At 48.8% G+C, this 13,416-nt stretch carries 12 protein-coding genes and 1 pseudogene; 11 read left to right on the top strand and 2 right to left on the bottom strand.

Annotated features, from left to right (window positions below; genetic code table 11):
• Window positions 1–279 precede the first annotated feature (279 nt).
• The 5 genes and pseudogenes from EH228_RS13560 (at window position 280) to speG (ending at window position 4,878) form a co-directional block, all read left to right on the top strand.
• Complete coding sequence (locus EH228_RS13560) at window positions 280–1,272, top strand: hypothetical protein (RefSeq protein ID WP_152322174.1); 993 nt, start codon at window positions 280–282, stop codon at window positions 1,270–1,272.
• A 431-nt stretch (window positions 1,273–1,703) separates the two neighbouring features.
• A pseudogene (locus EH228_RS20875) lies at window positions 1,704–1,806 on the top strand (IS1 family transposase); the annotation flags it as partial.
• A gap of 328 nt (window positions 1,807–2,134) precedes the next feature.
• The gene (locus EH228_RS13545; RefSeq protein ID WP_152322177.1) at window positions 2,135–2,776 is read left to right on the top strand and encodes a LysE family translocator; all 642 of its coding nucleotides are present in this window, start codon (window positions 2,135–2,137) and stop codon (window positions 2,774–2,776) included.
• A gap of 529 nt (window positions 2,777–3,305) precedes the next feature.
• The gene (locus tag EH228_RS13540; protein WP_152322172.1) at window positions 3,306–4,172 is read left to right on the top strand and encodes a nucleoside-specific channel-forming protein Tsx; all 867 of its coding nucleotides are present in this window, start codon (window positions 3,306–3,308) and stop codon (window positions 4,170–4,172) included.
• Window positions 4,173–4,311: 139 nt separating this feature from the next.
• Complete coding sequence (speG, locus tag EH228_RS13535; protein WP_152322171.1) at window positions 4,312–4,878, top strand: spermidine N1-acetyltransferase; 567 nt, start codon at window positions 4,312–4,314, stop codon at window positions 4,876–4,878.
• On the opposite strand, the gene mmuM is transcribed toward speG, so the two are convergent.
• Complete coding sequence (gene mmuM / locus EH228_RS13530; RefSeq protein ID WP_152322170.1) at window positions 4,865–5,794, bottom strand: homocysteine S-methyltransferase; 930 nt, start codon at window positions 5,792–5,794, stop codon at window positions 4,865–4,867. The two genes, speG and mmuM, sit on opposite strands and share 14 nt — an antisense overlap.
• A gap of 46 nt (window positions 5,795–5,840) precedes the next feature.
• Window positions 5,841–6,176, bottom strand: coding sequence for a DUF2002 family protein (locus tag EH228_RS13525; protein ID WP_152322169.1), 336 nt, complete (start codon window positions 6,174–6,176; stop codon window positions 5,841–5,843).
• 607 nt (window positions 6,177–6,783) lie between these two features.
• Between EH228_RS13525 and nrdH the strand changes: the two genes are divergently transcribed.
• The 6 genes from nrdH (at window position 6,784) to proW (ending at window position 13,338) form a co-directional block, all read left to right on the top strand.
• Window positions 6,784–7,026, top strand: coding sequence for a glutaredoxin-like protein NrdH (nrdH, locus tag EH228_RS13520; RefSeq protein ID WP_152322168.1), 243 nt, complete (start codon window positions 6,784–6,786; stop codon window positions 7,024–7,026).
• 2 nt (window positions 7,027–7,028) lie between these two features.
• A complete protein-coding gene (nrdI, locus tag EH228_RS13515) occupies window positions 7,029–7,439 on the top strand; it encodes a class Ib ribonucleoside-diphosphate reductase assembly flavoprotein NrdI (protein WP_152322167.1) in 411 nt (136 codons plus the stop codon).
• Complete coding sequence (gene nrdE, locus EH228_RS13510; protein ID WP_152322166.1) at window positions 7,436–9,562, top strand: class 1b ribonucleoside-diphosphate reductase subunit alpha; 2,127 nt, start codon at window positions 7,436–7,438, stop codon at window positions 9,560–9,562. The genes nrdI and nrdE overlap by 4 nt, the downstream gene beginning before the upstream one ends.
• Window positions 9,563–9,606: 44 nt before the next feature.
• Window positions 9,607–10,566 (top strand): class 1b ribonucleoside-diphosphate reductase subunit beta, encoded by a 960-nt coding sequence (nrdF, locus tag EH228_RS13505; RefSeq protein WP_152322176.1) that lies wholly within the window; start codon window positions 9,607–9,609, stop codon window positions 10,564–10,566.
• A 395-nt stretch (window positions 10,567–10,961) separates the two neighbouring features.
• Window positions 10,962–12,161, top strand: a complete 1,200-nt coding sequence (gene proV, locus EH228_RS13500) for a glycine betaine/L-proline ABC transporter ATP-binding protein ProV (RefSeq protein ID WP_152322165.1) — start codon at window positions 10,962–10,964, stop codon at window positions 12,159–12,161.
• Window positions 12,154–13,338 carry a glycine betaine/L-proline ABC transporter permease ProW gene (gene proW / locus EH228_RS13495; protein ID WP_152322164.1) on the top strand — a complete coding sequence of 395 codons (1,185 nt, stop codon included), beginning with the start codon at window positions 12,154–12,156 and terminating at the stop codon, window positions 13,336–13,338. Before proV ends, proW begins: the two co-directional genes overlap by 8 nt.
• Window positions 13,339–13,416 lie beyond the last annotated feature (78 nt).

The following is a 13,416-nucleotide window of genomic DNA, read 5'->3' as shown; positions in this document are numbered from 1 at the left end:
GGAGCACCTCAAAAACACCATCATACACTAAATCAGTAAGTTGGTATCATTACCCTCAACATCAGCTGAAATGCATGACAGGATCATTGATACGTTTATCAAGCGTGAGCATTATGCATCGTAATACTCATCACCATATTGAATACATAACCACTTTTTGCGTAACGCAGTAGAATTATTTATCATTGCAGCGAAATTATTTCATAGTGAACATCAAAGGGCCGATGGCGGCGACTGACTCCGCACTTTTACGCAGGCACAAATACGGAGAACTGATGCATGGCTCGTAATATTGCCCCTGGATATTGTGTGGTAGAACGACCTGGCGGTCTTGATTTTCAGGCCAGGGAGCTTTTCAGAGATACCCGCTCCCCGGCTGCCGGGCTGTTTATGAAACTCAATGCGGACACTCAGTGGCTGAAGCCTGGTCAGATACTGATTGTGGCAGATCCTGAGTCACCTCTGACAAACCAGATGTTATATACGCTACGGCAGGCCAGACAAAAAACCAGCGCGGCATTTATTGGCGTCAGTACCGAAGATGCAAACTTTATGCAGAAGCATTACGGGATGATTGCAGGGCTGACCAGCGCGGGTGATAGCATTTTCGGCGCAATCGGAGACTCCGGTGAAAAATATTTCAATGCCATTGAACAAACTCTGAAAAAAATAGAGGCCAGCTATCAGAACCAGTTTCGCACTCAGGGTACACTTAGCAGTCAGCAGTTCTTCGCTGAACGCAATCAGTTACTGAGTCAGTTAAAAAATCTGGTTAATAAACCTCTGCTAAAATCGCTTGTCCGGCACACAGTCAAGTTCAGACCGTATGAAGATATGCGGCATGCATTAAATCTGTCAAGCCGTTCTATTGTTCATGAGTGGTCAACCGTTGGAATGAGCGGTATTCCCGGTTATTCATATTATGTCGGCAATGCGGCCAAAGCCGCAAGATTCCTTAAGGCTGGTGGGTATATTGGCATTGGATTTGCCTTTGCCGGAACAACTAATGACGTGGCCAATGCCTGCTCTAAAGGGCGGGAAGGTGAATGTGGAAAAATTGCTTTTAAAGAATATGCTAAATTCACAAGCGGTACATTCGCTGGCATGGCTGGAGGTACTCTGGGTGCATCTGCTGGTATGGGTGTTTGCGTTGCGGTCGGCATAGTCACCGCTGGCGCGGGAGGCGTTGCTTGCGCTGCTGTGGGTTCGTTAGTCGGCGGGGCTGTTGCAAGTTCAGCAAGCGATCATCTTATGGACCTTTGGCTAAAATAGCATGAAAAATATTCTTCTTTATATAGCCATGGGATGCGCCATTATCCCTTTCTTTATTACTGTTCTACAGTTTGTGATTTTTTCTATCAATAACGAAAAATACAACACTTTGTTATCCATTTATCACAATAGTAAATTTGAACTACCACCACTGTATAAATTTTACGGGTCTATGGGTTTTTTTGGGTCTTTTGGAATGTCTTATTTTTTCTCAAGACTTAGAAAAGGTAAAAAAATAATTTTCCAACCAAAAGAAAAAATTGCCGTTTCCGAATTCCTGAGAAGTATTGATACAAGCTTCACAAAGTGGATCGATAATTATTATTACCTTTCAATTTCGTCTCTATTTTTGTATACGATTTTTGTTGTAATAAGTTTGATAAAAATGGTAATCACGCAGATTTAAAAGCCCACACAGTGTGGGCTTCCATCTCTATAAACTGAACCGCAAGACAACTGGGGTACTCGACATCAGCTGAAATGCATGACAGGATCATTGGTACGTTTATCAAGCGTGAGCATTATGCATCGTAATACGCATCACCATATTGAATACATAACCCATGAAAAGCCATCGGAGCCTTCATCGAAAAATACATTTTCTAATAATTGAGTCATCCCCGGTCCGTTACGCTTCCATCGGGAACAGGGGTCCTGCCGAAATAAATCATCTTTATGCATGAACAGATGATCAATTCATTATCTTTAAAGAAAACTATTATTATTTCGTTCGTTTCATGCCAACTATGCCTGGCCGGAAAATCACTGTCACCAATATCCAGGCCAAAAAACGTTTGACTAACAATTAATAAAATGCAGAATCAATTGGTTAGTTATAGCAAAATTCTTCAGTGAGGTGATTATTGTGGATATCACGCATTTTGGTCTTTTCCTTGTCTCTGTATTTTTCCTGTGTATTACTCCGGGGCCCGATCTGGCTTATGTTGTTGGGCAAAGTGTTGCTAACGGTCGGCGATCTGGCATCCTTTCAGCCGCGGGCGTCGCGTTAGGAAGTTGTACTCATGCGGTAGCCAGCGCGGTTGGTCTGACCGCACTGATTACTGCCTCACCCTTGCTGTTCACGGTGATTAAATATCTTGGCGCCGCTTACCTGATTTTTCTGGGAAGCAAAATGCTCATGAAGACTTTTTTATCTGTTCATCAGAATAACAATGAAGAGAAAGTTGAAATAAGAACCAGTACCTATAGTCTGCTTACCCGGGGATTTATTACTACGTTAACGAATCCGAAAGTATTGCTGTTTTTCGTTTCTTTCTTTCCGCAATTTGTCGTGGTTAATGGTGATCATCACGCAGTATCCTTTTTAATTCTGGGTTTCACCTATGCCGCGATCGCATTCTTAACCGATACCACTTTTGCCATCTTAGCGGGTGGAGCCGCAGGTGCTGTAGTAAAAAACACGATGCTGCAAAAGCTCCTGGATCGTGTTGTCGGCACCACTTTTATTGGGCTGGGGGTCAGATTAGCGCTGACCCGACGTTAAAATGATCAGTTTTTCTCTCATTGAGCATCACGTAGCGTGAGGGGCCATCGTCTTAACTGGATAAGAGATGTCAGTCCGCTATGGGTTATCATAGCGATAAAATCCCCCATAATTTTCTCGCGAATGCAGGCGTCACTCACGCCAGTATGCATTTTTTAATATGTGAATATTCATAGGATTATCTTATGGATACGTCCTTCATGACAACGGTATATCCTTCTATTTTTCACTGCGACGTCCCACCGTCGTCGCAGAAAAAATGACAGACATGAAGTGTTTCTTTTCTGAACACCCAAAAATCAAAAAAGCAATTTTGTGATTAACTTCACATTTTTGATGAATTAAAATGAAACAGACTTTGACAATCGTGAACAATCTCTATTTCCTAAATTGCGGATAACGGCACACTGCCGCAATCTGTGATGCGGGTGTTTGCCGTTGTAAAACCCCCTCATGCCTTCCCTGATAAAAACTTAACAAGACCACCGCGCAGTCTGCATAAAATGGTCAATAAGCATGTGGTAATATAATGAAATATAATATTATGATGGCTGGCGTCCTGGCGGCACTTTCCTGTAGTGCCTCTTCATTTGCTGCAACCGATAGTGCTGAATACGTCTCCGACTGGTGGCACCAGAGCGTCAACGTGGTTGGTAGCTACCACACCCGCTTCGGACCGCATCTGAATAACGATGTTTATATGGAATATGAAGCCTTCGCCAAAAAAGACTGGTTTGACTTCTATGGCTACGTGGATCTGCCAAAATTCTTTGGCGCGGGTAACTCAAATGACAGTGGCATCTGGGATAAAGGCTCACCGCTGTTTATGGAAATTGAACCCCGTTTCTCTATCGATAAACTGACTAACACCGATCTCAGCTTCGGTCCGTTTAAAGAATGGTATTTCGCCAACAACTATATCTACGATATGGGCCATAACCGTGCGAATCGCCAGAACACCTGGTACATGGGACTGGGAACGGATATCGATACCCATTCTGATATTGGCCTGTCACTGAACATTTATGCCAAACATCAGTGGGAGAACTACGGCGCCGCCAACGAAAATAGCTGGGACGGTTACCGCTTCAAGGTGAAATACTTTGTCCCCATCACCACCCTGTGGGGCGGTAATCTGAGCTACATTGGCTTCACCAACTTTGACTGGGGTTCCGATCTACGTGATAAATCAGATGCCTCACGTACCAGCAACGCTATTGCTTCCAGTCATATTCTGGCGCTGAACTATGCTCACTGGCACTACTCATTTGTCGCTCGCTGGTTCCACAACGGTGGACAATGGGCTGATGGTCAGGAACTTAATTTCGGCGATGGTCCGTTTACAGTAAAATCAACTGGATGGGGTTACTACCTGGTGGTTGGCTACAATTTCTGAGTTTATTATAAAACCGCCAGCCGCCATCATGGGCTGGCGCAACGTTTTTTATTCAGCCCCTGCTCGTCTTCGTGTCATTTTTTTCCGACCAATCTATAATTCTGCAGAACATAATAAGCCGCAATAACAAGGAAAATGTATGTCTGTCATACCTTCTGAAAAGGGAATCACGCTGCGACCACTGGAGCGGGAAGATCTAAGATTTGTCCACCAGCTAGATAACAACGCCAACGTGATGCGCTACTGGTTCGAAGAACCCTACGAGGCATTTGTCGAGTTGTCCGATCTTTACGACAAGCATATTCATGATCAAAGCGAGCGCCGCTTTGTCGTGGAATACGAAGGAGATAAAGCCGGACTGGTCGAACTGGTTGAGATCAACCATATCCATCGTCGGGCAGAATTTCAGATTATCATCGCCCCCAGCCATCAGGGCAAAGGGCTGGCCAGTAAAGCGGTTAAAATGGCGATGGAATATGCTTTCTCAGTACTCAACCTCTACAAGTTGTACCTGATAGTCGATAAAGAGAACCAAAAAGCTATCCACATCTATTCTAAGTTAGGTTTTGAAATTGAAGGAGAACTGATCCACGAGTTCTTCATCAACGGCGAGTACCGTAACACGGTCCGTATGTGCATTTTTCAGCCACAATATCTGGCTAAGCACAAACTGTCCCATGCGATGGTCCAGCCTACCGCGCAATAGAGGCGATGGCTGCGATATCGGCTGGCGTAGTCCGGCAGCAACCACCAATCAGCTTCGCACCGGCTTTTTGCCAGGCCTGCAGATGGTCAGGCAACGAGCAGGTAGCGGCGGCGCTGTGCCACGTTTTAGTGCTGGCATCGTACTGTCCCCCCGCGTTGGGATACACCACCAGCGGTATTGTAGTCAGTGATGACAACACCGTCAGGGCAGCGGTCACTTTCTCCATGGCAATGCAGTTAATGCCCAGCGCAACGACCTGTGGGCAACTCTCCAGTAAAGTCACCACTTCATATAATGGCGTCCCATCACTCAAATGTTCGCTGTCACGTAGCGTAAATGAAAACCATGCCGGCATTGCCGGGAATTCCTCCAGCAAGTAAACCAACGCTTTAATTTCCGCAAAAGAAGGCAGCGTCTCACAGGCCAGGAGATCCGCACCGGCATCAATCAGGGTTCTCACCCGGGCACGGTGGAAATCGATCATTTCCTGCTGGGGTAATGAATAATCGCCACGATATTCCGAGCCATTCGCCAGAAATGCCCCGTAAGGTCCAACCGACCCGGCAACCAGCAATGCCCCCGCTTCCACCTGTTCGGCAAGATAATCAGCCCTGGCCCGACTGGCCAGCTCAACGCTGCAGGCAATGAGCCGCAACGCATCAGCTTCATTCAGTCCACGCCTGGCAAAGCCCTGCGGCGTAGCCTGATAACTGGCGGTAGTGGCAACCTGAGCTCCCGCTTTAAAATAATCATAGTGCACCTGATAAATCAGCTCAGGATTTTCAATCAGCACCTTTGCCGACCACAGCGCGTCCGTTAAATCGCAGCCTCGTGATTCCAGCTCGCTAGCCATTGCGCCATCCAGAACCAGGCCAGCTGCAACCTGTTGTTGCACGGTCAGATTAGTCGGTAACATGCTGAGACTCCTTCGCGTTATCAAGTGGCTTCAGCCATTGCACGCATTAATCGAACATCTGAGTGAGATAACGTTCCAGTGCCGCGCGTGAACTAAAACCATGTGGGATGCCGTAATGTTCCTGACGGTCACCAGCCAGATACATGGGAAACTGCACATAGTGCTCACACGTTTTTATCCCGGAAGCCGGTTCAACAAAGTTGTGGCTTTTTTCTTTCAGCGTCGGATGTATCACCAACGCGGTACGGCCCAGCCGAGCTTCACGGTTGACATAGACGTAACTGTCCCCACGACGATATCCGTAGGTTTTTGCGGTGACCGTATCCATTTCAAATCCCGCATTTTCCAGTACACGAGCAACCTCATCAGGGCGTAAATACATGCTTAATCCTCTAAACCTTACCAACACCGCAACCTTACAACAGCGTGGAGGCCAGCTGCTGTCGGAATAGTCCATAAACGGATCGGATATCGGTCCGGATCACTAAAAATCGCCGTACCTGCCTACAGTAAATAGTACGTTTCATTCCCGAAGGAGAGAAAAATGTTTATCTGCACAGAGAGAAAACGCGGATATTGGTATCATCAGGAGATTCCACAGTCGGCTATCTCGTCACCTCCTGTGCCCAAGACAAATCATGACATGAGTGAAGATAAATATTATTGTCGCTATTTTTGTAGGTGCGCTGATAGCGATGATCACCATCTCGCGTAACTGATTCCGCCCGTTTGTTTCCCGCCTGAAATCCCCGCAATTGACGCGGTGGAGATTTTTTATCTGGCCTTACCCCAGGTGCGGCAAGGTTTTGCGACACAAAAGCAAAAGAAATCACAAAACCCTATATATTGTGTGATTGCAATTCACAGGCACTATATATAGTATTTGTATCATTAACACAGCCACTATATGTGGCACTGCGATGGTAGTGGTCATCAGCAAAAACCGTACCAGATATGCTCTAAATCAGACCAAAAGGCAAATACGAATCATGCGCATTATTATTTACACAAAGGGCAACTGTGTCCAGTGCACAGCGACTAAAAATGCGATGGATAAGCAGGGTATTGATTACCAACTGGTCAATCTTGACGATGAACCGGCCGCGGTGGAAACACTGAAATCCATGGGCTACCGTCAGGTGCCAGTCGTGATGGCCGGGGAAGAGCACTGGAGCGGTTTTCGTCCGGACAAAATTTCAGCCCTCCGCCAGCTATCCGCTGTGCAAGGCTAACTATGTCAACGCTGGTCTATTTCTCAAGCCAGTCGAACAATACCCATCGCTTTGTCCTGCGTACCGGCCTGCCAGCCCTTCGCATCCCTCTGGATAGCGGACAACGTCTCAGAGTCGATGAGCCCTATATCCTGGTCGTCCCCAGCTACGGGGGCGGCACAGCCAGGGGAGCCGTCCCTAAACAGGTCATCCAGTTTTTAAACGATGCCAGTAACCGCCAACAGATCCGTGGCGTCATTGCTGCGGGCAATCGTAACTTTGGTGAGGCGTACTGCCTGGCAGGCAGCATCATTGCACAGAAATGTCAGGTGCCCTGTCTGTACCGTTTTGAATTGCTGGGTACCAGTGACGACATCGCCAACGTAACTCAGGGAGTAACCGAATTTTGGCTGCGACAGAAAGTACACTCATGACCCCGAATCCGGCGGCGCTGGATTATCATTCGCTGAATGCGATGCTGAACCTCTATGATCCAGAGGGCAACATTCAATTTGATAAAGATCATGAGGCGACCCGCCAGTATTTCCTGCAGCATGTGCTGCCAAATAGCCTCACCTTTGATTCGGTAGAAGAACGCCTGCAATATCTTGTCTCTGAAGGATATTATGAAACGGAAGTCCTCAATGCCTATCCTTTCGAATTCATCAATTCACTGTTCGCGCAGGCTTATGCCCGCCGTTTCCGCTTCCAGACCTTCCTCGGTGCCTGGAAGTTTTATACCAGCTACGCGCTGAAAACGTTTGATGGCAAACGTTACCTGGAAGGCTTTACCGAACGCGTCTGCATGGTCGCTCTGACACTGGCGAAAGGTGACCAGACTCTGGCCCTGTCGCTGATGGAAGAGATATTGTCTGGTCGCTTCCAGCCAGCCACGCCGACCTTCCTGAATTGCGGCAAACAGCAGCGCGGCGAACTGGTCTCCTGCTTCCTGCTGCGTATCGAAGACAATATGGAATCGATTGGCCGGGCGGTTAACTCTGCCCTGCAACTCTCCAAACGTGGCGGAGGCGTGGCGTTTTTATTGTCCAACCTGCGAGAATTGGGTGCGCCAATCAAACGCATCGAAAATCAATCGTCTGGTGTTATCCCAGTGATGAAAATGCTGGAGGATGCATTTTCATACGCCAATCAGCTTGGGGCTCGCCAGGGCGCGGGAGCGGTTTATCTGCATGCGCACCATCCCGATATTCTGCGTTTCCTGGATACCAAACGCGAAAATGCCGACGAAAAAATCCGCATCAAAACACTGTCGCTTGGCGTGGTTATCCCGGATATTACCTTTCAACTGGCGAAAGCTAATCAGCAGATGGCGCTGTTCTCACCTTATGACGTCGAGCGGATTTATGGGTTGCCATTTGCTGATATCAGCATCAGCGAGAAATACACAGAGATGCTGGCAGACCAGCGTATTCGCCGCACTTTTATTCATCCCCGTGAATTCTTCCAAACACTGGCGGAAATTCAGTTTGAGTCGGGTTATCCCTACATTATGTTTGAGGATACAGTGAACCGCGCGAATCCGATTCAGGGCCGGATCAACATGAGCAACCTCTGCTCAGAAATCCTGCAGGTCAACACCCCCACCGAATACCACGAAGATCTCAGCTATCGCCGTATCGGTAAGGATATATCCTGCAACCTCGGCTCACTTAACATCGCGCATACCATGGATTCCCCGGATTTCGCCCGTACTGTCGACATCGCGGTACGCGGACTGACCGCGGTTTCCGATCAGAGTCATATCAAATCAGTGCCGTCAATCGAACGAGGCAATGCGCAATCACACGCCATCGGGCTGGGACAGATGAACCTGCACGGCTATCTGGCGCGTGAGCGGATCCAGTACGGTTCTGAAGCTGCGCTGGACTTCACTAATCTCTACTTTTACACCATCACGTACCATGCGTTGCGAACCTCAAACCTGATAGCCCAGGAGCGGGGAGAACGTTTTGCCGGTTTTGAACATTCACGTTATGCCAGCGGCGAATATTTTGACCAGTATGTGAACCAGCGCTGGGTACCGCGCACGCCAGAAATCACCAGGCTGTTTGAACGATCCGGTCTGACTCTGCCCACGCAGCAGGACTGGCTTGAACTTCGATCTCGGGTCATGAAATACGGCATTTATAACCAAAATCTGCAGGCCATCCCGCCGACAGGCTCGATCTCCTATATCAATCATGCCACCTCCAGTATTCACCCCATCGTATCGCGTATTGAGATCCGCAAAGAAGGGAAAACGGGCCGCGTATATTATCCCGCGCCGTTTATGAATAACGATAACCAGGCATTTTACCGCGATGCCTATGATATCGGGCCCGAAGCCATTATCGATACCTATGCTGAAGCCACCCGGCATGTCGATCAGGGACTGTCGCTGACGCTGTTCTTTCGTGATACCGCAACCACCCGCGATATCAATAAGGCGCAGATTTACGCCTGGAAAAAAGGCATCAAAACGCTGTATTACATCCGGCTGCGCCAGATGGCCCTACAGGGTACCGAAGTCGAAGGCTGTGTATCCTGCTCGCTGTAAGCTAACCCTATGGGGCGGGTTCACCACCTCCGGAAGACAACATGATGAAATTAAAACGTATTCACGCTATTAACTGGAACCAGATTGAAGACGAAAAAGATCTGGAAGTCTGGAACCGACTGACGTCTAATTTCTGGTTGCCAGAAAAAGTGCCGTTGTCCAATGACATGCCCGCCTGGAACAGCCTGAATGCGCAAGAGCAGCAACTGACCATCCGGGTTTTTACTGGCCTGACATTGCTCGATACCATCCAGAATACCGTCGGCGCTCCAGCGCTAATGGAGGATGCACTGACACCACATGAAGAAGCGGTGATGTCCAACATCAGCTTTATGGAAGCCGTGCACGCACGCTCTTACAGCTCCATTTTCTCCACGCTCTGCCATACCACCGATGTTGATGCCGCGTATGCCTGGAGCGAGGACAACGCCGCTTTGCAACGCAAAGCTGATATCGTGCTGGAACACTATCATCGTGACGACCCATTGAAGAAAAAAATCGCCAGCGTGTTTCTGGAGTCATTCCTCTTTTACTCCGGCTTTTATCTGCCGATGTATTGGTCCAGCCGCGGGAAACTGACCAACACCGCCGATCTGATCCGTTTGATCATTAAAGATGAAGCGGTTCATGGTTATTACATCGGCTACAAGTATCAGAAAGCGCTGGAAAAAGAGAGCAGTTCCCGCAAAGATGAGCTACAGCAATTTGCGCTGGAATTACTGTTGGCGCTTTACGAGAACGAGCAGACCTACACCGCCGAGTTATATGACGGCGTAGGCTGGACGGATGAGGTCAATAAATTTCTGCATTACAACGCCAATAAAGCGCTGATGAACCTCGGCTATGAGGCATTGTTCCCGGCAGAACTGACCAATGTCAACCCGGCAATATTGTCTGCCCTGTCACCTAATGCAGATGAAAACCATGACTTCTTTTCCGGGTCTGGTTCATCGTATGTGATGGGTAAAGCGGTAGATACTGAAGACGAAGACTGGGATTTTTAAGCCACTCACAGGTGGTTGTGTCTGACAGCCACCTTTCCTTACCTCCCATCCCTTTTATTTTTATTAATCAACCCATCACCAAAGCGAGAACAGCAAATAAATGACGATTCCCCTCGCCTTATTTGACAAAAAAGCAGCACTGACAGAGCAATAATCCTGTCGCAACAAGACAATTCCTCAGTGAAATATTCATTTTTTTCAGCCTGCTAAAATTCCCTGTAATCCCTTATCCCCACTGACATTTTTACAGACTGCCGTCTCCCCCTGAATTTCCAGAATTCGCCTGAAGGGTTGCCACAGAATCTGAGTGTGTTACGGTATAGACCGCTAATATTCAACCAGGACAACGAAGAAAATAGAGAAAATTAACCGCTAACCAGGAATATAACCATCACATGGCTATAAAATTAGAAGTCAAAAATTTATATAAAATATTCGGGGAGAATCCCGAACGTGCCTTTAAGCACATTGAAAAAGGGATCAGTAAAGAGACATTACTGGAGAAAACAGGCCTCTCTCTTGGGGTGAAAGATGTCAGTCTGGCCATTGAAGAAGGCGAGATATTCGTTATCATGGGGTTATCCGGATCGGGTAAATCCACTATGGTTCGCCTTCTCAATCGTCTGATAGAACCCACTCGCGGTCAGGTTATTATTGACGGTATCGATATAGCTCAAATATCCGACAGCGAATTGCGTCAGGTTCGCCGGAATAAAATCAGTATGGTATTCCAGTCATTTGCATTAATGCCGCACATGACCGTATTAAATAATACCGCCTTCGGGATGGAATTAGCCGGAATACCACTACAGGAGCGCCAGGAAAAAGCACTGGACGCCTTGCGTCAAGTGGGCCTGGATAATTATGCACACGCTTACCCGGATGAATTATCCGGTGGAATGCGACAGCGTGTGGGATTAGCCCGCGCGCTGGCCATTAATCCAGATATATTATTAATGGATGAAGCATTCTCCGCATTGGATCCATTAATCCGTACCGAAATGCAGGATGAACTGGTGAAATTACAATCCCGCCACCAGCGAACCATTGTATTTATTTCCCACGATCTTGATGAAGCCATGCGTATTGGCGACAGAATCGCCATTATGCAAGGCGGTGAACTCGTTCAGGTCGGGACACCGGATGAAATCCTGAATAATCCGGCCAATGACTACGTGCGCACCTTCTTCCGCGGCGTGGATGTCAGCCACGTTTTCAGCGCGAAAGATATTGCCCGCCGGGGAGCAGGATCGCTAATGCGAAAAGCGCCGGGCTTTGGCCCACGATCAGCACTGAAGCTGTTGCAGGATGATGACCGTGAATATGGTTATATTCTGGAAAAACAGCGTTTTATTGGTGTGGTTTCCACCGATTCACTGAAGGCTGCGCTTGCCTCCGGAGAAGGACTCGATGGCGCTATCCTCCCCACTCCTGCCGCGATACCTGGCGATACCTCATTAAACGACTTGTTATCACACGTGGCGCAGGCACCTTGTGCCGTCCCCATCGTTGGCGAGGACAACCAATATATCGGGATTATTTCCAAGGGAATGTTATTACAGGCATTAGATCGTGAGGGAGCAAGTAATGAGTGAACAAACAACCGATCCATGGGCAACCACTTCCGCTCAGACAGCCCCTTCCGCCCCAGCCTCTGACCATGCTCAGTCTGCTGCCAACAGCGATCCCTGGTCCACATCCGGGGCCTCTTCCACGCCAACGGGAGGTGACAGTGCAGCAGCCCATACCCACGCGGGAGACGCCTGGAATACTGCACCCGCGGCGTCCGGGCATGATGCGGCTGCCAGTAGCGGTAGTGACTGGCTAAACAGTGTACCGCCCCCACAAGCCGAACACTTCAATATCCTCGACCCGTTCCATAAAACGTGGATCCCGCTGGATAGTTGGGTGACAACCGGTATCGACTGGATTGTTTCTCACTTCCGCCCGGTGTTTCAGGGGATTCGCGTACCGGTAGATTATATTCTCAGCGCTTTCCAACATCTGCTGCTGGGTATGCCGGCGCCGGTCGCTATTGTGCTGTTTGCCCTGATTGCCTGGCAGATGTCCAGCCTCGGCATGGGCATCGCTACGCTGGTTTCGCTGATTATCATCGGCGCGATTGGCGCCTGGTCACAGGCGATGGTCACGCTGGCGCTGGTCCTTACGTCACTGCTGTTCTGTATCGTTATTGGTCTCCCGCTGGGGATCTGGCTGGCCCGCAATGAAAAAGCCGCAAAAATTATCCGCCCACTGCTGGACGCGATGCAGACTACCCCGGCATTCGTCTATCTCGTGCCGATTGTCATGCTGTTTGGTATCGGCAATGTACCGGGCGTAGTGGTTACGATTATCTTTGCCTTACCGCCGATTGTGCGTCTGACCATTCTGGGGATTAAGCAAGTTCCTGCCGATCTGATTGAGGCGGCGAACTCCTTTGGGGCCAACCCTCGCCAAATGCTGTTCAAAGTGCAACTGCCGCTGGCGATGCCGACCATCATGGCCGGCGTGAATCAGACGCTAATGCTGGCACTGTCGATGGTGGTGATCGCCTCCATGATCGCGGTTGGCGGTCTGGGGCAGATGGTGCTGCGCGGTATTGGCCGCCTGGATATGGGGCTGGCTACCGTGGGAGGCGTGGGAATTGTGATCCTCGCGATTATCCTTGACCGCCTGACCCAGTCGGTTGGTCGCGATAAACGCAGTCGGGGGCCCCGTCGTTGGTATGCCAGCGGCCCACTGGGTCTGTTTACCCGTCCGTTTATCAAATAACCACCGTTACACTTCTGGCGGCGCGCCTTTGCGCGCCGTCTGCTTCTCCGCAAAATAAATCAAAATAAGGATTCAACT

The organism is Erwinia endophytica (assembly GCF_009295515.1).
Taxonomy (GTDB): Bacteria; Pseudomonadota; Gammaproteobacteria; order Enterobacterales; family Enterobacteriaceae; genus Erwinia; species Erwinia endophytica.
Note: the sequence above shows the minus strand (reverse complement) of the source record. Positions and strands in the feature narration are given on the sequence as shown.

What these genes read in the sequence shown, in the direction of transcription:
- nrdH (WP_152322168.1), top strand. Translation starts at nt 6,784, where the DNA reads ATGCGCATTATTATTTACACAAAGGGCAACTGTGTCCAGTGCACAGCG.
- mmuM (WP_152322170.1), bottom strand. Translation starts at nt 5,794, where the DNA reads ATGTTACCGACTAATCTGACCGTGCAACAACAGGTTGCAGCTGGCCTG.
- nrdF (WP_152322176.1), top strand. Translation starts at nt 9,607, where the DNA reads ATGAAATTAAAACGTATTCACGCTATTAACTGGAACCAGATTGAAGAC.
- proV (WP_152322165.1), top strand. Translation starts at nt 10,962, where the DNA reads ATGGCTATAAAATTAGAAGTCAAAAATTTATATAAAATATTCGGGGAG.
- proW (WP_152322164.1), top strand. Translation starts at nt 12,154, where the DNA reads ATGAGTGAACAAACAACCGATCCATGGGCAACCACTTCCGCTCAGACA.
- nrdE (WP_152322166.1), top strand. Translation starts at nt 7,436, where the DNA reads ATGACCCCGAATCCGGCGGCGCTGGATTATCATTCGCTGAATGCGATG.
- nrdI (WP_152322167.1), top strand. Translation starts at nt 7,029, where the DNA reads ATGTCAACGCTGGTCTATTTCTCAAGCCAGTCGAACAATACCCATCGC.
- EH228_RS13560 (WP_152322174.1), top strand. Translation starts at nt 280, where the DNA reads ATGGCTCGTAATATTGCCCCTGGATATTGTGTGGTAGAACGACCTGGC.
- EH228_RS13525 (WP_152322169.1), bottom strand. Translation starts at nt 6,176, where the DNA reads ATGTATTTACGCCCTGATGAGGTTGCTCGTGTACTGGAAAATGCGGGA.
- EH228_RS13540 (WP_152322172.1), top strand. Translation starts at nt 3,306, where the DNA reads ATGAAATATAATATTATGATGGCTGGCGTCCTGGCGGCACTTTCCTGT.
- speG (WP_152322171.1), top strand. Translation starts at nt 4,312, where the DNA reads ATGTCTGTCATACCTTCTGAAAAGGGAATCACGCTGCGACCACTGGAG.